The sequence below is a fragment of the Mycetocola sp. Y444 genome, assembly GCF_059445295.1.
In genome coordinates, this window is the sequence record NZ_JCAIUB010000003.1 from 142,646 (window position 1) to 165,541 (window position 22,896).

At 64.6% G+C, this 22,896-nt stretch carries 23 protein-coding genes and 1 tRNA gene; 20 read left to right on the forward strand and 4 right to left on the reverse strand.

All coding sequences use genetic code 11. The annotated features are described in order from the left end of the window. Window positions 1–55: 55 nt before the first annotated feature. The 8 genes from AC1C2M_RS12140 to AC1C2M_RS12175 all read left to right on the forward strand — a co-directional run bounded on the left by AC1C2M_RS12140 (window position 56) and on the right by AC1C2M_RS12175 (window position 7,813). Entirely contained in the window at window positions 56–505 is a 450-nt protein-coding gene (locus AC1C2M_RS12140) for a helix-turn-helix transcriptional regulator (protein ID WP_495436713.1), read from the forward strand. A 5-nt stretch (window positions 506–510) separates the two neighbouring features. Then, complete coding sequence (locus tag AC1C2M_RS12145; protein ID WP_495436715.1) at window positions 511–921, forward strand: VOC family protein; 411 nt, start codon at window positions 511–513, stop codon at window positions 919–921. Further along, a complete protein-coding gene (locus tag AC1C2M_RS12150; protein ID WP_495436717.1) occupies window positions 921–3,284 on the forward strand; it encodes an ATP-binding cassette domain-containing protein in 2,364 nt (787 codons plus the stop codon). Before AC1C2M_RS12145 ends, AC1C2M_RS12150 begins: the two co-directional genes overlap by 1 nt. A 36-nt stretch (window positions 3,285–3,320) precedes the next feature. After that, on the forward strand, window positions 3,321–3,833 hold the full coding sequence (locus AC1C2M_RS12155; protein WP_495436718.1) for a hypothetical protein: 513 nt from the start codon (window positions 3,321–3,323) through the stop codon (window positions 3,831–3,833). Window positions 3,834–3,915: 82 nt separating this feature from the next. Continuing rightward, complete coding sequence (locus tag AC1C2M_RS12160; protein WP_483406568.1) at window positions 3,916–4,245, forward strand: hypothetical protein; 330 nt, start codon at window positions 3,916–3,918, stop codon at window positions 4,243–4,245. A 282-nt stretch (window positions 4,246–4,527) separates the two neighbouring features. Next, window positions 4,528–5,841, forward strand: a complete 1,314-nt coding sequence (locus AC1C2M_RS12165; protein WP_495436720.1) for an ABC transporter substrate-binding protein — start codon at window positions 4,528–4,530, stop codon at window positions 5,839–5,841. Between the two features lie 86 nt (window positions 5,842–5,927). Beyond that, window positions 5,928–6,914: a carbohydrate ABC transporter permease gene (locus tag AC1C2M_RS12170; RefSeq protein WP_495433198.1), complete on the forward strand. Its 987-nt coding sequence runs from the start codon at window positions 5,928–5,930 to the stop codon at window positions 6,912–6,914. After that, a complete protein-coding gene (locus AC1C2M_RS12175) occupies window positions 6,911–7,813 on the forward strand; it encodes a carbohydrate ABC transporter permease (protein WP_483406565.1) in 903 nt (300 codons plus the stop codon). Before AC1C2M_RS12170 ends, AC1C2M_RS12175 begins: the two co-directional genes overlap by 4 nt. Window positions 7,814–7,898: 85 nt before the next feature. Here AC1C2M_RS12175 and AC1C2M_RS12180 read toward each other — a convergent pair whose 3' ends face one another. Beyond that, entirely contained in the window at window positions 7,899–9,665 is a 1,767-nt protein-coding gene (locus tag AC1C2M_RS12180) for a glycoside hydrolase family 35 protein (protein ID WP_495436722.1), read from the reverse strand. Window positions 9,666–9,790: 125 nt separating this feature from the next. Here AC1C2M_RS12180 and AC1C2M_RS12185 point away from each other — a divergent pair, with 125 nt between their 5' ends. The 4 genes from AC1C2M_RS12185 (at window position 9,791) to AC1C2M_RS12200 (ending at window position 13,109) form a co-directional block, all read left to right on the forward strand. Beyond that, on the forward strand, window positions 9,791–10,816 hold the full coding sequence (locus AC1C2M_RS12185) for a LacI family DNA-binding transcriptional regulator (RefSeq protein ID WP_495436724.1): 1,026 nt from the start codon (window positions 9,791–9,793) through the stop codon (window positions 10,814–10,816). Window positions 10,817–10,934: 118 nt separating this feature from the next. Then, the gene (locus tag AC1C2M_RS12190) at window positions 10,935–11,099 is read left to right on the forward strand and encodes a DUF8730 family Cys-rich protein (protein ID WP_495436726.1); all 165 of its coding nucleotides are present in this window, start codon (window positions 10,935–10,937) and stop codon (window positions 11,097–11,099) included. 16 nt (window positions 11,100–11,115) lie between these two features. Further along, the gene (locus tag AC1C2M_RS12195) at window positions 11,116–12,795 is read left to right on the forward strand and encodes an FAD-dependent oxidoreductase (RefSeq protein ID WP_495436728.1); all 1,680 of its coding nucleotides are present in this window, start codon (window positions 11,116–11,118) and stop codon (window positions 12,793–12,795) included. An 8-nt stretch (window positions 12,796–12,803) separates the two neighbouring features. Beyond that, window positions 12,804–13,109 (forward strand): metal-sensitive transcriptional regulator, encoded by a 306-nt coding sequence (locus AC1C2M_RS12200; RefSeq protein WP_495436730.1) that lies wholly within the window; start codon window positions 12,804–12,806, stop codon window positions 13,107–13,109. A 69-nt stretch (window positions 13,110–13,178) separates the two neighbouring features. On the opposite strand, the gene AC1C2M_RS12205 is transcribed toward AC1C2M_RS12200, so the two are convergent. Then, window positions 13,179–13,541 (reverse strand): hypothetical protein, encoded by a 363-nt coding sequence (locus AC1C2M_RS12205; RefSeq protein WP_483406560.1) that lies wholly within the window; start codon window positions 13,539–13,541, stop codon window positions 13,179–13,181. 80 nt (window positions 13,542–13,621) lie between these two features. Next, the gene (locus AC1C2M_RS12210; RefSeq protein WP_495436732.1) at window positions 13,622–14,197 is read right to left on the reverse strand and encodes a TetR/AcrR family transcriptional regulator; all 576 of its coding nucleotides are present in this window, start codon (window positions 14,195–14,197) and stop codon (window positions 13,622–13,624) included. Window positions 14,198–14,571: 374 nt separating this feature from the next. Between AC1C2M_RS12210 and AC1C2M_RS12215 the strand changes: the two genes are divergently transcribed. The 6 genes from AC1C2M_RS12215 (at window position 14,572) to AC1C2M_RS12240 (ending at window position 21,251) form a co-directional block, all read left to right on the forward strand. Continuing rightward, window positions 14,572–15,948: an MFS transporter gene (locus AC1C2M_RS12215; RefSeq protein ID WP_495436734.1), complete on the forward strand. Its 1,377-nt coding sequence runs from the start codon at window positions 14,572–14,574 to the stop codon at window positions 15,946–15,948. A gap of 118 nt (window positions 15,949–16,066) precedes the next feature. Continuing rightward, window positions 16,067–17,851, forward strand: a complete 1,785-nt coding sequence (gene uidA, locus AC1C2M_RS12220; RefSeq protein WP_495436736.1) for a beta-glucuronidase — start codon at window positions 16,067–16,069, stop codon at window positions 17,849–17,851. A 129-nt stretch (window positions 17,852–17,980) separates the two neighbouring features. Next, complete coding sequence (locus tag AC1C2M_RS12225) at window positions 17,981–18,469, forward strand: histidine kinase (RefSeq protein WP_483406556.1); 489 nt, start codon at window positions 17,981–17,983, stop codon at window positions 18,467–18,469. Between the two features lie 78 nt (window positions 18,470–18,547). After that, window positions 18,548–19,393, forward strand: a complete 846-nt coding sequence (locus tag AC1C2M_RS12230) for a DUF4097 family beta strand repeat-containing protein (RefSeq protein ID WP_483406555.1) — start codon at window positions 18,548–18,550, stop codon at window positions 19,391–19,393. 29 nt (window positions 19,394–19,422) lie between these two features. Further along, the gene (locus AC1C2M_RS12235) at window positions 19,423–20,409 is read left to right on the forward strand and encodes an ATP-binding cassette domain-containing protein (protein WP_483406554.1); all 987 of its coding nucleotides are present in this window, start codon (window positions 19,423–19,425) and stop codon (window positions 20,407–20,409) included. Next, window positions 20,406–21,251 (forward strand): ABC transporter permease, encoded by an 846-nt coding sequence (locus AC1C2M_RS12240; protein ID WP_483406553.1) that lies wholly within the window; start codon window positions 20,406–20,408, stop codon window positions 21,249–21,251. Before AC1C2M_RS12235 ends, AC1C2M_RS12240 begins: the two co-directional genes overlap by 4 nt. Before the next feature lie 62 nt (window positions 21,252–21,313). Here AC1C2M_RS12240 and AC1C2M_RS12245 read toward each other — a convergent pair. Beyond that, window positions 21,314–21,397: transfer RNA gene (locus AC1C2M_RS12245), tRNA-Leu, on the reverse strand. 205 nt (window positions 21,398–21,602) lie between these two features. Here AC1C2M_RS12245 and AC1C2M_RS12250 point away from each other — a divergent pair. Both AC1C2M_RS12250 and AC1C2M_RS12255 read left to right on the forward strand, forming a co-directional pair. Then, entirely contained in the window at window positions 21,603–22,349 is a 747-nt protein-coding gene (locus AC1C2M_RS12250) for an FHA domain-containing protein (protein ID WP_483406552.1), read from the forward strand. Then, complete coding sequence (locus AC1C2M_RS12255; protein ID WP_495436738.1) at window positions 22,346–22,894, forward strand: FHA domain-containing protein FhaB/FipA; 549 nt, start codon at window positions 22,346–22,348, stop codon at window positions 22,892–22,894. Before AC1C2M_RS12250 ends, AC1C2M_RS12255 begins: the two co-directional genes overlap by 4 nt. The last annotated feature ends 2 nt before the right edge of the window (window positions 22,895–22,896 follow it).

Below are 22,896 nucleotides of genomic sequence, written 5' to 3' on the forward strand. Positions count from 1 at the left end.
CCGGTCGCACGAGGGGCGGTGGACAAGCCGAATCGGACGTGGCACGATCGGGCGTGTGACCAGCAGTACCGCCGAGAAGCAGCGCATCGCCGACCTCGCAATTCTGCGTCGCGTGCGGGACCGGATCGATCGTGAGTACGCGAAGCCGCTCGATGTCGAGGGGCTCGCGAGGGGTGCGCACCTCTCGGCCGGGCATCTGAGCCGCCAATTCCGCCTCGCCTATGGCGTCTCCCCGTACTCCTACCTCATGACCCGTCGCATCGAACGGGCGATGGCGCTGCTGCGCAACAGCGACCTGAGCGTCACCGAGGTGTGCTTCAGCGTCGGTTGCTCCTCGCTCGGCACCTTCAGCACCCGGTTCACCGAACTGGTTGGGGTTCCTCCGAGTGTCTATCGGCGAGAGCCCATCCACCCATCGACGGGCCTGGCGCCGTGTGTGGCAAAACAGGTGACGAGACCGGTCAGGAATCGAGAAGCACGAGCACGACAGCCGGAGCTAGCGTGACGATCATGAACATCACAATCCACCAATCATTTCTTCCCCAGACCGACCCTGACGCCTCGCTCGCCTTCTATCGTGACGTCCTCGGCTTCGAGGTTCGCAACGATGTCGGCTATGCGGATATGCGCTGGATCACTGTCGGACCGCCGAACCAGCCGGATACCTCGATCGTCCTGATGCCGCCGGTCGCATCTCCTGACTTCACCGAAGACGAACGCCGGATGATCCTCGATCTCATTGCCAAGGGCAGCTACTTCGGCGTGAACCTCGCCACCACCGACCTGGATGACGCCTTCGCGGCTCTCGAGGCTCGCGGCGCCGAAATCGTCCAGGAACCGACCGACCAGCCATACGGCATCCGTGACTGCGCATTCCGTGACCCGGCGGGTAACCTGATTCGCCTGCAGGAGCTTCGCTAGTGGCCGAGGATCAACACCTCGCCGACGGGCACACCAGGATCCGGGTGCAGGGAGCCCGCGAGAACAACCTCAGGGACATCAGTCTCGACCTGCCGAAACGTCGGCTCACGGTGTTCACCGGGGTCTCCGGCTCCGGAAAGAGTTCGCTGGTCTTCAGCACCATCGCCGCGGAGTCGCAGCGGATGATCAACGAAACCTACAGCGCCTTTCTCCAGGGCTTCATGCCAAACCTCGCCCGGCCGGACGTCGACGTGCTCGAGGGACTCACGACCGCGATCATCGTCGACCAGGAACGAATGGGCGCGAACGTCCGCTCCACGGTCGGCACGGCGACGGACGCGAACGCCCTGCTGCGGATTCTGTTCAGCAAGGTGGGCCAGCCGCATGTCGGCCCGCCTCAGGCGTTCTCCTTCAACGTCGCCTCGATTTCGGGCGCGGGCGCTGTGACGCTCGAGCGCGGCGGCAAGACCATCAAGGAACGCCGTGACTTCGCCATCACCGGCGGCATGTGCCCGCGCTGTGAGGGCATGGGCACGGTCAACGACATCGACCTGACCCAGCTGTTCGACGACTCCAAATCGCTGGCCGATGGCGCGCTGACCATTCCCGGATACACGGCAGACGGCTGGATGGTGCGAATCTACTCGGAGTCGGGATTCGTCGATCCCCACAAGCCAATCCGTGATTACACCGCGAAGGAGCGCGACAACTTTCTGTACAAGGAGCAGACGAAGATCTCGCTCCAGTCGATGAACATGACCTACGAGGGTCTGATCCCGAAGATCAAGAAGTCACTCCTTTCGAAGGACCGGGAGGCGATGCAGCCCCACATCCGTGCGTTTGTCGACAGGGCCGTCACGTTCACCACCTGCCCCGATTGTGGAGGCACACGGCTCAACGAGGGCGCACGGTCGTCGCGCATCGACGGCGTCAACATCGCCGAGGCGTGTGCGATGCAGATCAGTGACCTCGCCGGCTGGGTGCGGTCACTCGACGAGCCGTCCGTGGCCCCGTTGCTCGGCGCTCTCCAGCACATCTTCGACTCCTTCGTGGAGATCGGCCTCGGCTATCTGTCGCTCGATCGACCCGCTGGCACGCTTTCGGGCGGTGAGGCGCAGCGCACCAAGATGATTCGCCACCTGGGTTCGTCACTCACCGACGTCACCTATGTCTTCGACGAGCCGACCATCGGGTTGCACCCCCACGACATCCAGCGAATGAATGAGTTGTTGCTGCGGCTCCGCGACAAGGGGAACACGGTGCTCGTGGTCGAGCACAAACCCGAGATGATCGCGATCGCCGATCACATCGTCGATCTCGGCCCTGGAGCAGGGACCGCGGGCGGAACCGTCTGCTTCGAGGGCACTCTCGCTGAGTTGCGCGCGAGCGATACCCTCACCGGCCGTCACCTCTCCGACCGGGTCGCGCTCAAGGACGAGGTGCGAAGCCCGACGGGCGCACTGGAGATCAGAGGGGCGACCAGGCACAACCTCAGGAACGTCGACGTCGACATTCCCCTCGGCGTGCTGGTCGTGATGACCGGGGTTGCCGGTTCGGGCAAGAGTTCGCTTGTGCACGGCTCGATTCCGCCCGGCGCCGGTGTGGTGGCAATCGACCAGGGCGCCATCAGGGGTTCGCGCCGCAGTAACCCGGCAACCTATACCGGGATGCTCGACCCGATCCGCAAGGCATTCGCGAAGGCCAACGGAGTGAAGCCCGCCCTGTTCAGTTCGAACTCGGAGGGCGCGTGCCCGAACTGCAATGGTGCCGGTGTGATCTATACCGACCTCGGCATGATGGCGACCGTCGAATCGCCCTGCGAAGTGTGCGAGGGGAAACGGTTCATGGCATCCGTTCTCGAATACACACTCGGCGGGCGTGACATCAGCGAGGTGCTCGCGATGAGTGTGCTCGAGGCCGAGGAGTTCTTCGGCTCGGGTGATGCGAAGACACCGGCGGCACACGTGATCCTCGAGCGGTTGTCCGACGTGGGCCTGGGGTACCTCAGTCTGGGCCAGCCACTGACGACGCTGTCGGGTGGAGAACGGCAGCGAATCAAGCTCGCCACCCAGATGGGCGAGAAGGGCGGGATCTACGTGCTCGACGAGCCGACGACCGGGTTGCACCTCGCCGATGTCGAGAATCTGCTCGGCCTGCTCGACCGGCTCGTCGACTCGGGCAAGAGCGTCATCGTCGTGGAACACCACCAGGCGGTGATGGCGCACGCCGACTGGATCATCGATCTCGGCCCCGGCGCGGGTCACGACGGCGGGCGGATCGTGTTCGAGGGCACGCCAGCCGACCTCGTCGCTCACCGGTCGACCCTCACGGGCGAGCACCTCGCGACCTACGTCGGCAGCTGAACCGTTCGAACAGCCGGTGTGCTGTTGACTGGAGGCATGACACCACATCGAGAGGTCTCAGTCATCAGGGACACCACCGCGTGGAGAGCAGGGTCACGCCCGCCGATCACGGTCAGCGTGCAGAACTGCATCGAACGAAGCGACTGGCTCGCGGATGCCCCGTCGGTATTCGATGTCGAACACGACGAGACCGCTCGCCTGTACGCGACGAACCGAGGGGTGACGCCCAGCATTCTCGGTGACATCGACCCGGAGAAACCCTGGGAGACGATTCCGATGGGTTACACCACCCTGATGCTGCTCGAGAAGCGCGCTGTCGTCGCCGACGGCGCTCTCGTCCGTCTGTGGCCCCGGCGGTATGGGGCCACGGACGAATTCCGGGTCGACTCGTTCGACGCCATCATGGCCGGCGTCGGGGCCTCCCGACTGGGGGTGGGCCTGGGACATCCGCTCGGCTCTGCCATCGAAACCGCCAAGGCCCTGTCGCAGAAGATGAATGGCGAACCGATCGTCGTCACCCGCACCCTGTCGAACATCAACTGGCACTGATCACTCGCCGCAACGTGCCCGAGCGGCGGCGATAGAGTTCGTCTGCACCGCGCTCTCTTCGCCCCACGAGTAGGGAACTTCCATGAGTGTCATCGGTTATGCCATCGCCGCACTGTCGAGCATCTTCCTCGCGAACGCCGTTCCGCACCTCACGCGGGGCAGCGCCGGGTACCTGCACCGCGTCCCCTGGCGAGTGCCGGCATCGGCAGCCGAGAACGTGCTCTGGGCCTCGATCAACCTGCTGGTCGGCGTGTGGCTCGCATGGTGGGCTGCGACGTACGACCTCTTCGTCCCGGTTGCGCTGACTGTCGGGATCATCGTCGGCGGCGCGTTCCTCGCCCTCATCGGTACCCGTTTTGCGAACAACCCCGCCGAGCGCGGGCAAACAGAGCCGGGTCAACAGGAGCGCTGAGCCCGCGCGCCGGGTCGACCAGCGGCACATTCGGCCCGATTTCGCGTGGCGTCTCGCCAGGCGGTGGCGCCAGCCTGACTGGAACCAGGCCGGGGCCCGGTGGTGGTTGCGCTATCTTTCCTGAGGATGCTTCAGTCTCTTTTCTTTGATTATGTGCGCCTTCACGGTAGTGTTAGCGCAAACATTCAATAGCTCGGCAGCGAGGCGAAGCACGAAACGCTTGGGGCCGGCATTCGATCCGTCTCGCCAGCCGGGGCGGTATCACTCAAAGAGGAGCGACAGATGACACCCAGGACTCGCTTCGCGCGTTTCACAGCCGTCACGGCTGTGGCGGCGATTTCCGCCTTCGGGCTTGCGGCCTGCAGCACCGAGGGTTCGAACACATCGGCAGGCTCTGACGGGCCCGTCGAGATCGAATACCTTCACCGCCTGCCCGATGGCGAAGGAATGACCCCGGTCAATGAGATCGTCGACCGGTGGAACGAAGAGAACCCCGACATCCAGGTGAAGGCGACCAAGTTCGACGGCCAGGCCACCGACATGATCCTGAAGCTCGAGACCGACGTCAAAGCTGGCAACGCGAGCTGCCTCGCCCAGGTGGGCTACTCCGAAGTACCGCAGATGTTCGTCAAGGGCCTCGTCGAAGACGTCGCGGAGGAAGCTGACAAGTACGCCGACGATTTCTCCGCCGGCGCATACGCGATGATGACCGTCGGTGACGCGGTAGTCGGACTCCCGCAGGACACCGGCCCCCTCGTTTACTACTACAACGAAACCGTATTCACCGAGCTCGGACTCACCGTGCCCGCGACGCTCGAAGAGCTCGGCGCCCAGGCTGCAACCGCGGCGGGTGCGGGGAAGTTCGCTGCAGCGTTCACGCCTGACGAAGCGCTCTCCTGGCTGTCCGCCCAGTCTGCTGCTGCCGGCGACGTCTGGTTCGGTTCGACGGATGAGGGCTGGACCGTCGACTCAGAGGGTCCGGGAAGCCAGAAGGTTGCCGCATTCTGGCAGGGCCTCATCGACAACGACCAGGCCCTCGTGACCGAGCGCTGGGGCGAAGGGTTCACCCAGGCAATGAACGACGGATCCCTCATCGGTCACGTCGGAGCAGCGTGGGAGGCAGGCTTCCTGCTCGACTCGCTCGACGGAACACCCGCTGAGGGCCAGTGGCGCGTTGCGCAGCTCCCGGACTTCGGCGCAGGAGAGGTCACCGGCCCCGACGGCGGCTCGGGCGTCGCCGTCATGAAGGGCTGCGAGCACCCGCAGGAAGCGATGGCTTTCAACGCCTGGTTCAACACCCAGACTGACGACCTCGCTTCGCAGGGTCTCGTCATCGCCGCCAACGGCACACCCGAGACGAGCGAAAAGATGCTCCGCCAGTTCGGTGGGCAGGATGTTCTCGCGGAGCTGGCAACGGCATCCGCGAACCTGAACCCCGAATTCGTCTACGCACCGGGCTTCGCCTCGCTGACCAAGATGAACGAGACAGCCTCGAACGTCGCGAGTGGATCGGCGACGGTCGCTGACATCTTTACGACAGCGAAGACCACGGCACTCGAGACTCTCGAAGACCTCGGGCTTCCGACCGCCAAGTGACGCAAACAACAGTATGAACACCGCGCCGGCGGGCCACACATCGATGTGGTCCGCCGGCCGTTCCTGGTTGAAGGAGACCACAGCTGATGACCATGACCACCCGCACCGTACCGGACAGCTCTCCACCCGAACCCGCTGCCAGGGCCCCGCGGCCGACCGCGGTGAAACGCAAGCGCCGTCTCGGCTCCCAGGCGACAACCGGCTGGCTGTTCATGGCGCCATTCGCTGTTCTGTTCGTCGTCGTCTTCCTCGTTCCGATCGGAGTGTCGATCCGATCGGCGCTTTTCTCGCAGAAACCAGGCGGGGACGGCCTGTACGGCGGTGGTGAAGTCGTCGACACGTTCGTCGGATTCGATAACTTCGCCCTCGCACTGGGGAGCGAGGTCTTCTGGCTGGGAATGGGGAGGGTGACGCTCTACGCACTCTTCCAAATTCCGGTGATGATCGTGGCTGCGCTTGCCCTCGCGCTCCTCCTCGACTCCTTCATCGTTCGCCGGCCCACGGTGTTCCGTCTGGCCTTCTTTTTGCCGTACGCGATCCCCGGCGTCATCGCCGCCATGATGTGGCTCTACCTCTACACCCCTGAGGTTTCCCCCTTCATGCAGTTGCTGCCCGAAGGCACCGACCTCATGGGTCCAGGCACTGTTCTGCTCTCGATGTCGAACATGACCACCTGGACGTACACGGGCTACAACATGCTCATCTTCCTCGCCGCGCTGCAGACGGTTCCACGCGAGCTGTACGAAGCAGCCCGCCTCGACGGTGCGAGCGGCTGGCAGATCGCAATGAGGATCAAGGTTCCGCTCGTCCGCTCGGCGGCGCTCCTCGCCGTGCTTCTCTCGATCATCGGCACCGTGCAGTTGTTCAACGAGCCGGTCGTCATGGAAGCCGCCAACCCATGGATGGGTAAGGCGTACACGCCGATGATGCTGACGTACAACTCGATGATGGGTGCGATCTCCCCATCGGGCACTGGTCCAGCCTCGGCATACTCGCTGCTCATGGCCGCTATCGCAGGAGCCCTCGCCATCGTCTACGCGCTGCTGCAGCGCCGGAAGGGAGCAAGCGCGTGAGCGCCCTCGTCACCACCCGGAAACCCCGCCGAAAGGCACCCGTCGTCGATCTCCCCCCGAAGTCCGTGCTCCCTGGCCCGGTCGCACGGATAGCCGGTATCAGCGCCCTTGTCGTCGCAACGCTGTACTTCGTCGCCCCTGTGGTGTGGGTGATGTTCGCCGCGACGAAGAACAACCGAGACCTGTCGTCGACGTTCGGCTTCTGGTTCGCCGACTGGAACCTCGTCACCAACTACGAGAGTCTGATGAGCTGGACCCAGGGCATGTTCTGGCAGTGGGTGGGCAACTCCGTCTTCTACTCGTTGTCTGCCGGCCTGATCGGAACCCTGTTCGCTGTCATGGCCGGATACGCCATCGCCAAGTTCGATTTCCCCGGCAAGCGGGTGGCGGTCGGTTTCATCATGGGCGGGCTGCTCCTCCCCGTCGCGCTGTTGACGGTGCCCCTGTATCTCGAGTTCCAGGCGCTGGGCCTCGTCGATACGGCCTGGGCGATCATCATCCCGTCAGCGGTCTCACCGTTCGGAGTCTTCCTGGCGATGGTCTACGCGGAGTCCTCCGTGCCCTCAGAGCTGCTTGAGGCCGCTCGCATCGACGGGGCAGGTGAAGCGCGTATCTTCTTCACCATCGTCCTGCGGCTCCTCGGACCGGCAATGGTGACGATCTTCCTGTTCGTCTTCGTCGCCACGTGGAACAACTTCCTGCTTCCGCTGTTGATGGTGTCATCGCAGGAGCTCAAGCCCGTGACCCTGGGGCTGTTCGGCATGGTCAGCTATTTTGCTCCGGACAAGGGCGCGGTCATGCTCGGCGCCCTGCTCGGGGTCGTCCCGCTCATCCTGCTCTTCTTCAGCCTGCAGCGGTTCTTCCAGTCGGGACTCGCCGCCGGAGCAGTGAAGGGCTGACCCAATCAACGAGAGAGGCCCCGCGGCGCTACGCCGCGGGGCCTCTCTCGTTTTGTCTGTCAGAGGTGGTTGCCACCAGGAACGATCAGGATCCGATGAACTCCTCGACCTCACCCAGCGAAGCACGGTCACGGATCTCGACCGCGGTGCCGAGCTGATCGAGATCGAGGACGCGCACTTCGTTGCGTCCTTCGCGCCACAGCGGTGCCGGTGCGTAGAGCGTCTCCTGTGGCCCGATCGCAGAGTAGCGCCCGATGAGGAAGCCATTCACCCAGACCATGCCGCGACCGCCGCCGGGGAAGGCGAGCCAGGCGTCTGCGGCCTCGTCGAGGTCGAACTGGGCGCTGGCGAATCCGTCAGCACCGGACACGCCTCCGACGGCGCTGCCGTCAAGCGGAAGCACACGGTGGGTCCACCCGTGTACCAGCCGTCGACCGACGAGGACTCCACCCAGGATGCCCTTGCGTTCACCAAGCTTCGCGCCATAGTTGATGCGACCCAGGCTCTCAACGACGATGGTGAGCACCGCTGACCGTGCTGGCCCCTCGAGAGCCACGCTCGTTTGACCGTCGCGCTCGAGAACGGCGATACGTTCACCGTCGAGGAAGACGACAGCCCGATCGTGCAGGCCGTCGATCGCGAGGATCGTCTCGCCAGGCAGATCCACCGCGCTTTCGTAGGCCACAAGCCCATCGGCGACGCTGAGCTCCTCAAAGGTCAGCGGCCGCGGGGTCACCGGACCGGCCGCCACCGAGCGCACGACAGCCAGGAGGGATGCTTCCGGCACCAGCGGTGCGGATGCCGCGGGCTGGAAACGCGGTTCGGCGGGCGGCTCAGGGAGCGGGCCGTCGTGGAACGGTGCGAACAACGCCCGGAGCGCGTCAAACTTGGCGGTCAGGCGGCCGTCCTCCGCAATGGGTGCGTCGGAGTCGTAGCTCGTGATCGTCGGCTGGAGCACCCCATCCCAGTTTGCTCCGCTCCACAGCCCGAAGTTCGTGCCACCGTGAGCCATGTACAGGCTGACCGACCCGCCGGCTGCGAGAAGCTCTTCGACGGTTCCCGCCGTGCTCGAGGCCTTCCGTACGTGGTGCTTCTCGCCCCAGTGGTCGAACCATCCACCCCAGAGCTCGCTGCACAGGAGAGGTGTTGCTGCGGGAAGGAGCTCCCGGGCGGCCGCGACGCCGGTGCCGAAGGTGAACGTTGGCATGACTCCGTCAATCGAGCCATTACGCACCATGTCGGATGTGGTTCCATCGGCCGTCGTGAGCAGTTCGACGATGCCGTGATCGCGAATCACATCGCGAAGATGTTCGAGATAGCCGCGATCGGAGCCGTACGAACCGTATTCGTTCTCCACCTGAATGGCGACGATGGGTCCGCCGTGCACCGCCTGCAGCGGCGCAAGGCGAGGCAGGAGTTCGTCATACCAGGCGTCGACCGCTCGCAGAAATTCAGGGTCGCTCGTTCGGAGGGCACGCGTGCGAGCCGTGAGCCACGTAGGCAGCCCACCGTTCGACCACTCGGCACAGATGTAGGGGCTTGGACGCACGTACACATCGAGGCCGACCTCGGCCGCGAGCCGGATGTAGCTCTCGACGTCGCGCCAGCCGTCGAAATCGGGCTCGCCCTCCACTTGCTCATGGAAGTTCCATGGAATGTAGGTGTCGACCGTATTCGCGCCCATGGCGGCCAGGCGCCGCAGCCGGTCCTCCCACTGGGCCGGGTGCACGCGGAAGTAGTGGACCGAGCCGGAGAGCATCCGGTGTGGCCGACCTCCCCGTAAAAGGACGCTGTCGTTGTACGTGAGGGCAGCTGTCGAGACAGTGACATCCCGGGTGGTGTTCGCACTCATGTACGTCGGTCCTCCGATCGCGGGCAGGATCGCCCTCAGGAAATGTTTGCGTTAACATTACCGTGGTTGCTCAGCTCCCCGGTTGAGCGACGTCGGCGGAGTGAACGCTCACTACGATGGTGGGCATGCCACGTCGTTCACCCGAGGATCGGTCGCCAAGTCAGGTCGATGTCGCGCGCGCGGCCGGGGTCTCCGCCCAGACGGTGTCACGGGTGATTTCCGGTCATTCGAACGTGCGACCTGAAACCGCGCGTCGGGTAATGAACGCCGTCGACGCCGTCGGTTATCGCCTCCACGCGGCGGCCGCGTCGCTCGCGTCTGGCCGGACCCGCACCCTCGGGGTCATCCTCGTCTCGTCCGGACGCTATTCGACGAGCGCCATTCTGCTCGGCGTCGAAGCTGTCGCGGCAGAATCGGGGTACACGGTTACCACCGCAAGCGTTCCACAACACTCTGCGCCTGCTGCGTTCGTTGAGGCGTTCGAACGGCTGGAGCGCCAGGGCTCTGAAGGGATCGTTATTCTCGCGCCGGTCGGTTACCTCGCGGAAGCCCTTGGTACCCGCACCGAGCGGACGCCCACCGTCGGACACCGCCAGTTCGACAGCACAGGGATCGACGCGCTCGTCGATCAACGCGCCATCGCGCGCCTGGCAACCGAGCACATGCTCGAGCTTGGTCACCGCTCGGTGTGGCACGTCTCCGGAGCTGAGTTCTGGCAGGAGTCAAAGGCCCGCCGCGAAGAATGGGAGGCAGTGCTCGAAGAGCACGGCATAACCCCACCGCCGGTCATTCCGGCCGACTGGTCGCCTGAGTCCGGCTATCGCGCAGGACGGACCCTCGCGGCGATCCCCGACGCGTCTGCTGTCTTCGTCTCCAGCGATGAGATGGCCTTCGGTGTAATTCGGGCCCTGCACGAAGCGGGTCGTACGGTGCCTGACGAGATCTCCGTGGTCAGCGTCGACGACATAGCCCTCGCGGCATACGCTGCACCCGCGCTCACCACTGTTCGGCAGCCGTTCGAGAAAGTCGGTCGGGCAACGGCAACACGTGTCATCGACATGATCGAGAAGCGCGCGCCGGTTGCCATCGAACCGCTCTTTCCGGAACTCGTCGTTCGGACATCGACGGCGCCGCCGAAGACCCCGCGCTAAGGGTTCCCTGTCAAAGTAATCACAGTTCCCGCGTGGATTTTGTATACCCCCTGGGGTATCTTACCGTTGGCTTCGGGTACCCCGTCGGGCGCCCCAATACCGAGGGAGAATTCAAACGATGTGCCGAGCTGTGACGTGCAGGACCTGTGGAAAAACGACATGGGCGGGCTGCGGGCAGCACGTCGATGCGGTCATGGTGGGCGTGTCGCGCGCTGACCGATGCCAGGGTCACGAGAACACGCGAAGCTCAGGCGGGTTCTTCTCGCGTCTATTCGGCCGCTAAGCGGAACGGGACCGTTGTGAAGATTGTCATCATCGGAGGTGTCGCGGGCGGGATGTCCGCGGCAACCCGCCTGCGCCGTCTCGACGAGAGCGCGGAGATCGTCGTGTTCGAGCGCGGGCCATATGTCTCGTTCGCAAACTGCGGCCTGCCGTATTACGTCGGTGGAATCATCGAGGATCGGGAGAGCCTCCTCCTCCAGACTCCCGCCTCACTCGCCGCACGTTTTCGCCTCGATGCGCGGGTACTCCAGAAGGTCACTCGCATCAACCGCGAATCCAGAACGGTAGAGGTCACCGGCATCCGCGACGGAATCACGCACACGGAGCCGTACGACGTCCTGATCCTGGCCGCTGGAGCAACGGTAACCGGCACTCTCCCCGGAAATGGCGTCCCGATCCACACCCTGCGAACCGTCGACGACGTGGATGCCATCGCCACGGTTCTCGATAAGGTCGGCGACAGCGCGCGCGCTGTCGTCATGGGAGCCGGATTCATCGGGCTCGAAGCGGTCGAGAACCTCGTCGCCAGGGGACTCGCCGTGACGCTCGTCCAGCGCGGACCCCGTCCGCTGTCCCCCCTGGATCCCGAGATGGCTGCCCCGGTCATCGATGCGCTCCTCGACCACGGTGTCGACCTGCGCGTTCACACCACGGTCACCGATATCCGCGCCGGCAAAGTGCACCTCGACGACGGAACCGTCGCCGCCGCCGACCTCATCATCGACGCACGCGGCGTGCGACCCGACTCCTCCCTCGCTCGCGACGCTGGCCTTGCCATCGGGGCCAGCGGCGGCATCGTCGTCGATGAATTCCAGCGCACGAGTGACCCCTCGATTTACGCGGTCGGGGACGCGGTTGAGAAAACTGACGCCATCGACCATGGCGCGACGCTCGTGACGATGGCCGGCCTCGCCAACCGCCACGGCAGGACAGCCGCAGATGCCATCGTCGGCATCGCTGAACCGAGCGTGCCCGCGTTCGGCGCATCGATCGTCGGACTCTTCGGCCTTGCCATCGCGATGATCGGTTGGAGCGAGGCCCGGCTGCTCGCCGCTGGCCGGCCACACCGCGTCATCCACACGCATCCGTCATCGCACGCCGGTTACTATCCCGGCGCCGAACAAATGTCGATGAAGCTCCTCGTCGACGCTGAAACGGATGCCATCCTCGGCGCCCAGATCGTCGGCGGGTCCGGCGTCGACAAGCGAATCGATGTCATCGCCACGGCGATGGCCGGCGGTCTGACAGCATCCCAGCTGTCGCGACTGGAGCTCGCGTATGCGCCCCAGTTCGGCTCGGCGAAGGATGCCGTCAACATGGCGGGCTACGTCGCCGACAACCTCGCAACGGGGGCAACCCGCAGCGTCCAGTGGCACGAACTCGATGACGCAATTTCGGCCGGGGCGATCCTGATCGACGTTCGTTCCGCGGGTGAATTCGACAGGGGCACGATCCCGGGGGCAATTAACCTGCCCCTCGACGAGATCCGTGAACGCGACGCTGAAGTGCCGGACGCTCCGCTCATCGTCCACTGCCAGGTCGGGCAGCGCGGGCATACCGCCTCGCGGCTCCTCGTCCAGCTCGGCCACGACGTACGCAACCTCGATGGTGGCTACCGCACCTGGCTCGCCGGAACGGCAGCCACGTCGCCGAAGACCGGCGCCCACCGCACACCTCCCGCTACCTCACTCGCGTAAGGACGCCCATGTCGACACCCACCGCACCCGTTCCCGCTGAACCTGCCGCCGAAACTTCCGCCGGCAACCAGAAAAAGGTATTGAATCGGCTCAAGCGCGCACAGGGACAGCTGTCATCGGTCATCGCCGCCGTCGAGTCTGGAGCTGAGTGCCGTGACGTCGTCATCCAGCTCGCCGCCGTCTCAAAAGCTCTCGACCGTGCGGGCTTCACCATCGTGTCATCGGCGATGAAGGATTGCGTCAGTGGCACGGGCGAGAAGAGCGACCCGATGACGGTCGACGAGCTGGAGAAGCTCTTTCTGACGCTCGCCTGACCGGCATCCGGGAATGCACGAAGCGCCGGTCGGGTGTTGACCCGACCGGCGCTTCGTTCGCGTGTGGTCCTAGTTGTACTGCTTCCAGACCGTTGCGATGAGGATATTGGCGACGGCCAGGCCGCCGAGTGCGGGGATGACCCAGCTGGCGAGCACGTCGCGCTTCTTATTCATGAAAGCGATCACGAAGATGGCGATGAGCACGACGAGCTTGACGGTGATCTTGAGGTTGTTGACCTCGTGTCCGAGCGGGTACTGGAGTCCGACGAGGAGAACACCGGTGATGAGGAGCAGCCAGGCGCCGTGCATGATGGCGGGGACGATACGCGTCTTTCCGAGCTTGATCTGAGAGATCTGCACCAGGACACCACCGAGCAGACTGGCTATGCCGATGATGTGGAATGCGAGTATGACGTTCTTCAGAATCTCCATGGTCCCGATGTTATCGACAGTGTGTCGATAACACGAATCCGGCGAGCGCGGACCTCAGCCAACCGTGGCGGATGCCGTCGTCAGGCGTGAATACCGGAATCGAGCATCGCGTTGATGGAGGTGGTGACCTCCTCGGCCGGGACGCCGTGGCCGACCAGCTGAACGCCCGAGTTGATCATGCCCTGGACGAGCATGGCCGCCGTCGCGGCATCCGGAATCTGCATCTCCTCAAGCAGGGTCCTGAGCGGCGCCAGCAGCATGTCGTGCATCGCAATGATGGCGTCCCGGCTCTTCGGTGAGAGATCGGCGTCGCGAAGTCCGGTTGCCAGGGAGTGCTTGCCGTCCGCCGTCATGCGCATCGTCGCATCGACATAGGCGTGGAGGCGGTCAGGTCCGGGAGACACCGCTGCGGTCGCGGTCTCGAGCTCCGCGACCCACTCCTCGAACGCCTGAATGGCAATCGCGGCGAGGAGGTCGTCTTTCGAGGGGAAGTACTCGTAGAAACTCGAGCGGGACAACCCGGCGCGTTCTCCGACCGATCGCGGGGTAACGCTGGCGACCCCCTCGTCGGCGATGATCGACTCCGCGGCGTCGAGGAGCGCACGACGCTGAAGAATGCGGTGTTCCGCAACGGTCGGGGCCGTGATCTTGGGCATGGGGCCATTATCCCTGTGCCCGCGCCCGGGCCGGACTCCATCGCGTGCAGCTTGCGCGCCCAGCCTGCACCGGTTTCCCCCGTCACAGCACAGCGCTTCGACCTCCCGTCACCGTACGACGTGCGGTCCGCACGATAACGCGCCTCGGCATCAGTGATTTGGCACCCGCTTGTTTCGCATGCTGGCGCAAGAAATCCGGCACGGGAGGAATATTTTGGCAATCGGTTGACAAAAGGCCCAGCCCGGCGTTGAATGGTCGCCAAGCACTACCCCGGTGCCGTCACCGATGACGGACGCCCATCGATTGCATCTTCAGACAAAGGAGTTCGGATGCGTGCCTTGCAGTTACAGTCCCCTGGCGCGGAGGTGCTGCGGTGAGCACGCCTCTCGACAAGTCGGTGGACAAGCCCCTCGACGCTACGCAGGCCCAGGCCACGCACGGGACGAATACGGCCGCCATGCCGGTCCCGAAGAAGCCCAAGGGACGAGGTCGCGGCCTGCTCGCTCTTGGCTTTGCGAGCATCGTCGACGGGTTCGAGGGCGGACTCGTCAACACGCTCTTCCCCGTCATCCGCGACGCCCTGGGCCTGCAGACCAGCGCGCTGGGTATCCTCACGGCGATCAGCCGGTTCGCGCGGATGCTGTTTGGCCCGATCTGGGCCTCCCTCGCCGACCGCTACGGCCGGAAGAAGATCCTCTTCATCGCGACCGGACTGTGGGGCCTGTGGACGATCGCCGCCGGCTTCGCGCAGGACTCCACGCAGCTCTTCGTCCTGTACACGATCGGCGTCCTGGGCACGGTGGCGTCAGAGCCCATCGTCAACGGCCTCGTCGTCGACATGTACTCGTCCAGGGAGCGGGGCAAGGCGTTCGGCATGCTGCGCACGATCGCAACCCTCGCCTCGGTCATTGCAACACCGATCATCGGGCAGTTTGCCAACATCGACGACGGCTGGCGCTACGGAATGTTCGTGATGGGCGGAATCAGCGTCCTCTCCGGTGTCTTCATTCTGCTCTTCGTCCACGAACCGCTGAAGCACACCCCTGTCGGTGCGATCGATCCGGATGCCATGAAGTTCAACTTCCGCGCCGCGAGGGACCTGCTGCGCACGAAGACGATCCTCTTCATGGCCGTGCAGGTTATCCTGACCACGAGCCTCGTCCTGTTCGCATTCTTCATCACCTACTTCGTCGACGAACGCGGCTGGAGCACGGCGGACGCCGCGATCCTCATGTCGGTATACATGCTCGGCGCTGTCATCAGCGGCCTGGCCGGTGGGTTCCTCGGCGACTGGTTCGAACGACGCTTCGGCCCGCGAGGCCGGGTCATGATGATGCAGGGATACCTCGTCCTCTTCGCAGTCTCGACCGCTCTGCTGTTCCAGATCGACTGGGGCACGGGTGTCGCGATCTACGTCGTGATCTTCCTCACCGGCCTGGTCAGTTCGATCGGGCACCCGGGCGCCGTGCTTCCCATCGTGGGCTCGGTCGTGTCGAAGAAGGTCGTTGCGACCGCATACGCGCTCATCTTCTCCTTCGTCCAGGGTCTGTTCGCTGCGCTGTTCAGCCTCGCGTTCGGTTTCCTCGCCGACGCGCTCGGGCTGGAGACGTTGATGTTCTGGCTCATCTCGGTGCCGTACCTGATCAACGCGGTGCTGTGGACCCTGATGTACCGCATTTACCCGAAGGACGCCGCTCGGCAGGCTGCCCGTGAGGAGGCCGAGCTCGCACCCGTAGCAGACCGGGCCTGACCCTGGAAGAGGGCGGATGCTGGCAACCGCTTGCCAGCATCCGCCCTCTTCTGCTTTGATGATCACAACGGGACACAGTCCCGCTCGCCCAGCAATGTCGCTCAAGGAGATTTCCCCCATGCTGAAGCCCCGCTCCACCGCCACTCGCGAACTCGTCCGCCTCGACGGCCTGTGGCGGTTCGCCCCGGACACGACAGCGGGTGACGCGCCGTGGTCGGCCACCCTCGATACGCCGCGCGAGGCTCCCGTTCCCGCGAGCTACAACGACCTTTTCGTTGACGCAAACATCCGCGACCACGTCGGCTGGGTTTGGTACCAGCGCACAGTTCGCGTGCCGCGGGGCTGGGCCGGCGAGCGCATCTTCGTTCGTTTCGACGCAGCGACGCACGAGGGCCGGGTCTACGTGAACGACGACCTCGTCGTCGAGCACGTCGGCGGCTACACCCCGTTCGAAGCCGACATCACCGACCAGGTGACCCCCGGCGGCGAGTTCCGCCTCACCGTCGGAGTGAGCAACATGCTCTCCAACGTCACGATCCCGCCGGGCAACGTCACGGTCAGCGACGACGGCCGCAAACGCCAGACCTACCTGCATGACTTCTACAACTACGCCGGCCTTGCCCGCTCGGTGTGGTTGTACAGCGCCCCAGCGGTCCGGGTCGACGACGTCACAATCGACACTCGGGTCGACGGCGCCGACGGCCTCGTCACCTACGACGTCATCACGACATCCGACGCCGATGTACGCGTGCGGATCACGGATGCCTCCGGCACCGTCGTTGGCGAGGCGGACGGCGCGACCGGCACTGTCCACATCCCAAACGTCCAGCTCTGGCAACCCGGCGCTGCCTACCTCTATGACTTCGTCGCCGAGGTGCTCCAGGACGGTGAGGTTATCGACAGCTATCCCCTCGCGATCGGCGTTCGCACGGTCGAGGTGCGTGGCAACCAGTTCCTCATCAACGGTGAGCCGTTCTACTTCACCGGCTTCGGCAAGCACGAGGACACAGCGGTCCGCGGCAAGGGCCACGACGACGCCTACCTCGTGCACGACTTCGAGCTGATGACGTGGATCGGGGCGAACTCGTTCCGCACGTCGCACTACCCATACGCCGAAGAGGTTCTCGAATACGCCGACAGGCACGGCATCGTCGTCATCGACGAGACCGCGGCCGTCGGACTGAATTTTTCCGTGATCGGCGGCTTCCTGGGCGGCCCCGTTGTGCCCACCTTCGGGCCAGATACCGTCAACGACGAGACTCGTGAGGCACACGCCCAGGCACTGCGCGAACTCATCGCGCGCGACAAGAACCACCCGAGCGTCGTGATGTGGTCGATCGCCAACGAGCCTGACTCCGGCTCTGACGGCGCCCGTGAGTACTTTGAGCCACTCGCAACGCTCACCCGGGAGCTCGATCCGACCCGCCCGATCACCTTCGTCAACGTGATGCTCGCCACCTTCGAGCAGGACCGCATCGCCGACCTCTTCGACGTGCTCTGCCTCAACCGCTATTACGGCTGGTACATCGACCACGCCGACCTCGCCTCGGCCGAGAAGCATCTCGAGGGCGAGTTGCGAGGCTGGGAAGAGAAGTACGGCAAGCCCATGATCATGACCGAATACGGTGCTGACACCGTGACAGGACTGCACTCGGTATTTGATCAGCCATGGACCGAGGAATACCAGGCCGCCTACCTCGAGATGAACCACCGCGTGTTCGACCGCATCGAGTCTTTCGTCGGCGAGCAAGTGTGGAACTTCGCTGACTTCCAAACCGCAGCTGGCATCATCCGCGTGGACGGAAACAAGAAGGGTGTGTTCACTCGGGACCGTAAACCGAAGGCCGCGGCACACGCCCTCCGCGCGCGCTGGACCAACCTCGAAACCCACCCACGGGGCTAACTGCACAGCACCGACGCACCACAGGAGATCACCCGCGAATCACGCGGTGATCTCCTGTGGTGTTTGCGGTGTGTGAGGTGACACCACTTTTCTCTTGACCTGACACCATCGTGGTGTCACACTGATGTCATGGAACTTGGGCCGTACGTCACTGACCTCCAACGCCAGCTGGTGGATGCCGCCGCGAACGGCGCGGAAGACACCCGCGCCGTGGCCGAGCGGCTCGCAGCCGGTCTGGACTCCGCGACGCGACTCGTGCTCCTCGAGGCGCTGTCCGCCGCCGTCGGTGAAATCACCCGCGATCTCGCCCCCGGATCGGTTGACTTGCGCCTGCGCGGGCGCGACGTTGAATTCGTCGTCACGCAGCCCACGCCGGAGCTCGACACCGACGATCGCGCACTCGCGGCGGTCGATCTCGATGACACAAGCACCTCACGCACCACTCTTCGCCTGCCAGACGCTCTCAAGGCGCGGGTAGACGAGGCGGCAGCCGCCGACGGCCTGTCGGTCAACACCTGGCTGGTCCGAGCGGTTGCCGCCGCCCTCGCCCCCAAGCAACGACGAAACGCACAGCGAACGCTGCGCACCGGCGACAACTTCGCCGGCTGGGCGCGGTAAAAGCCCGGCTCACCACATTACGAGCCCCGTGACACCACGGGGTCGGTCAAGCACGCCCAGAGAAAGGGAGGCGCACGCATGCCCAGATTCACCACACCACACCCCATAGACCTCGCCATCAAGCTGCCGGTCGGGGAAATCACCGTCGTCGCGAGCGACCGCGAAGACACCGTCGTGACGGCGTCACCGACCAACCCCGCCAAGGCCGTTGACCGCCGGGGCGCCGAGGAGACAAAGATCGATTTCGACGGGCAACGCCTGACGGTGACCGGTCCGAAGCCCAGACTCAGCTTCATCGGGCCGTCCGAGTCTGTCGACCTGACCGTCGAACTGCCGACGGGGTCACGGCTCACCGCCGACATCTCGGTCGGGAACCTGAATTCACGGGGCCGCCTCGGCGCCACCCGGATCAAAGCATCGACAGGTGCCGTTGACCTGGAGCAGACGGGCGACCTGTGGCTCCGCGCCGGTCACGGCAATACAACAGTGGGAACCGCGAACGGCGGTGCCGAGATCACCGCGGATCACGGCCAGATCCGCGTCGGCACCGTGACCGGCGACGCGTTGCTCAAGTCGTCCCACGGCAACATCAGGGTCGCTGAATCCGGCGGTGAACTCGAGGCGAAGCTCTCGTACGGTGACCTCGAGATCGAGAGGGCACTCGGGTCGGTGACCGCGAAGACTGCGTACGGCGCTATCGAATTGCGCGAGGTCTCGAGTGGCTCGATCCAGGTCGAGAGCGGATTCGGCCAGATCTCCATCGGCGTCCGTGACGGCATCCCCGCCTGGCTTGATGCGTCATCCAGGGACGGACGCGTGCGCAACGACCTCGAGGGTGGCGCCGCACCCGACACATCCGAACAAACCGTCGCGGTGCGTGCGCGGACCCAGTTCGGCAACATCACCATTCAACGCGCCCGATGAAGCCGGGCTGATTCGAAGGGAACACCCCAATGAGCACCGCAGGGAACACCGCAGGAAACACGCCAGCTATCCACGTCACCGGACTCCGAAAGTCCTACGGCGACAAGGTCGTCCTCGACGACGTCAGCCTCTCCGTCCAGGCGGGTACCGTCACCGCGCTCCTTGGTCCCAACGGGGCGGGCAAGACAACGGCGATACACATCCTGTCGACACTCATCCGTCCGGATGGCGGCTCGGCATCCGTCAACGGATTCGACATCCTTCGTCAGCAGGATGGCGTCCGTGCATCGATCGGCCTGACCGGGCAGTTCTCCGCCGTCGATGGGCTGCTCACCGGCGAGGAAAACCTGCTGCTGATGGCCCGCCTCCGCCACCTCGGCCCGACACGCTCGAAGGCCCGGGTGGCCGAGCTGCTCGAGCAGTTCGATCTGGTCGACGCGGCACGCAAGCCTCTCGCCACCTACTCGGGAGGGATGCGGCGGCGGCTTGACCTCGCCATGACCCTGGTCTCGACCCCGAGCGTGATCTTCCTCGACGAGCCAACGACCGGCCTCGACCCCCGGAGTCGCCACACCATGTGGGACATTGTCAGAGCGCTGGTGGCGGAGGGCACGACAGTACTGCTCACCACCCAGTACCTCGATGAGGCCGACGAGCTGGCACACAGAATCGCAGTACTCGACGATGGCCGGATCGTCGCCGATGGAACCCCGGAGGAGCTCAAGCGCCTCGTCCCCGGCGGACGCGTCCAGCTTCGATTCGCGGATGCCGCTGCACTGGATGCCGCTTCCGGCATATTGGCGGGAGCGGAACGCGATGATGCCGCCCTGGCGCTGAGTGTGCCAAGTGCCGGCGGAATACGAACGCTGCGAACCATCCTGGACCGCCTCGATGCGGCTCACGTCGACGTCGACGACCTCAGTATCACTACCCCCGACCTCGATGACGTGTTCTTTGCCCTGACAGGGAAGAGGGAACAGGCCAGCCGGGCCACGTCGAAAGGAACAGTCTCATGACCACAGTCACCGCACCGCGCCCGGCCACCGGCCCAGCCACGGGCATCCGCCGCCAATCGCACATCATCGCCGATTCGGTGACGATGCTGCGGCGCAACCTGCTGCACATGGTTCGCTACCCGGGCCTGTCGCTGTTCACCATCCTTGGGCCGGTCATTGCCCTGCTGCTCGTCGTGTTCGTCTTCGGCGGCACGCTCGGAGCCGGCCTGCCCGGAGCTGACCCCGCTACGGCTCGCGAGGCATACACCGCCTACGTCATGCCGGGCATCCTGCTGATCACGATCAGCGGAGCGATAACGGGAGCCGCCATCACTGTCTCGATGGACATGATCGAGGGAATCACGGCGCGCTTCCGCACCATGGCGATCTCGCGCGCGGCGGTCCTCGCCGGGCATGTGCTCGGCAACACCATCCAGGCGATCATCGCCGTTGCGCTCGTGCTCGGGGTCGGCGTGCTGATCGGGTTCCGGCCGACGGCGGGTCCAATCGAATGGCTGGCAGCCGCCGGCCTGATCGCCCTCATCTCCTATGCACTCTGCTGGCTCGGAGTGGCGATGGGGATGCAGGCGAAGTCGGTTGAGACCGCGAGCAACCTGCCACTCATCCTGACCATCCTGCCGCTGCTCGGAAGCGGCTTTGTCCCGACGGACTCAATGCCGGCCGGGCTGCGGTGGTTTGCCGAGTACCAGCCGTTCACACCGTTCATTGAGACGGTGCGAGGCCTGCTGCTCGGCACTCCGCTCGGCTGGAACCCGGCGCTGGCGATCGGGTGGTGCGTTGTCATCGCGGTCGTCGGGTACGTCTGGTCGATGGCGATCTACGAGCGGAAGTCGGTGCGCTGACCGGGGCCGGAAACGACAAAGGCCACCGGGATCCGGTGGCCTTTTGCCGATCAAACTCACTGTGCGCGAGGGGGGACTTGAACCCCCACGCCCTTTCGAGCACTGGCACCTGAAGCCAGCGCGTCTGCCAATTCCGCCACTCGCGCAGTGTTGCGACATGCACGCATGTCAACTCAGCGAGATTAGCATGGCACGGCCTCGAACTCCATTCGAGGCCAGGGCCAGGACGAGCGAACCGTACTGTAATCGGCGCGAATGCGCCAGCGAATGCTGGCATGACGCCCGTTCCGGTGCCACTCTCAGCCCCGACCACTAACATGTGCATAGCTATTTCACGCGATCGGGAGACCTGTGGGCATTCTGGACAACTTCGAGAAAGGTCTCGAACGCGCCGTAAACGGTGCGTTCGCCAAGACCTTCCGTTCGGGGCTTCAGCCGGTCGAGATCACGTCCGCTCTCAAGAGGGAACTCGACACCAAGGCTGCCGTCGTGAGCCGCGAGCGCATCCTCGCGCCCAACCAGTTCGTCGTGAGCATGTCGCCATCCGACTACGAGCGGATGACCGGAATCGGTCCGGCTCTCATCGACGAACTCACGAGCCTCGTCCAGAAGCACGCGAAAAACCAGGGCTATCAATTTGCCGGTGGTGTCAGCATCCGTTTGACAGCCGATTCATCACTCAGCGACGGGATGCTCCAGGTCGACTCGGTCAACGTCAAAGGCCAGGTGTCGTGGACACCGGTCCTCGACATCGGTGGCAAGCGGTACCCGATCGAGAAAAGCCGCACAATCATTGGGCGCGGAAGCGATGCCGACATCACCGTCGATGATTCGGGGACGAGCCGCAAACACGTCGAGATCCTCTGGGACGGTGAGCGTGCACAGGCCCGTGACCTCGGCTCGACGAACGGTTCGACCCTCAACGGTCAGGCCTTCAGCCAGGCCGTGCTCGAACCAGACTCGGTCGTACAGATCGGCCGAACGCGTATTGTGTTCCGAGTGTTGGCACAGGCTACGACCCGAAACTCAGCGATGGAACCCGAAGATTCAACGCGGGCTTACGACGCCGGCGACGGATTTTGGGGGCCTGCGCGGTGAGTGAACTCACTCTGCTGGTCCTTCGGATCGGCTTCCTTGTGCTGCTTTGGCTGTTCGTCTTCGCCATCGTCTACGCACTGCGCTCCGATCTTTTCGGGCAGACCCCCCGCAAGACGCCCGCGGCAGCAGCCGCCGCGTCACCCGCTCCCGTACAGAACCCTGCTCCTCGGGCTCCCGTTGTTCCGCCACGGGCGGCCGCGGCGCCACCCTCGCTGCCTCCCGAGCCGCGCAAGAACGAAAAAGCGACAATCCACAACGTCAGTCGGCTGGTCATCACCGCCGGCCCCAAGGAGGGTCTCGAGGTCTCCCTCGGCCGCGACCCGCTCACCATCGGTCGTGCGCCGGACTCCGGCCTCGTGATCCGCGACGACTACACCTCAACCCACCACGCCAAACTCCTGCTCTGGAATGAAGACTGGATGATCCAGGACCTGGACTCAACCAACGGCACATTCCTCGGCGGCAAGCGCATCAGTGCACCGACGCAGATCACTCTCGGCACCCCGATCAAGGTCGGCGCGACCAGTTTCGAACTGCGGCGGTAGAC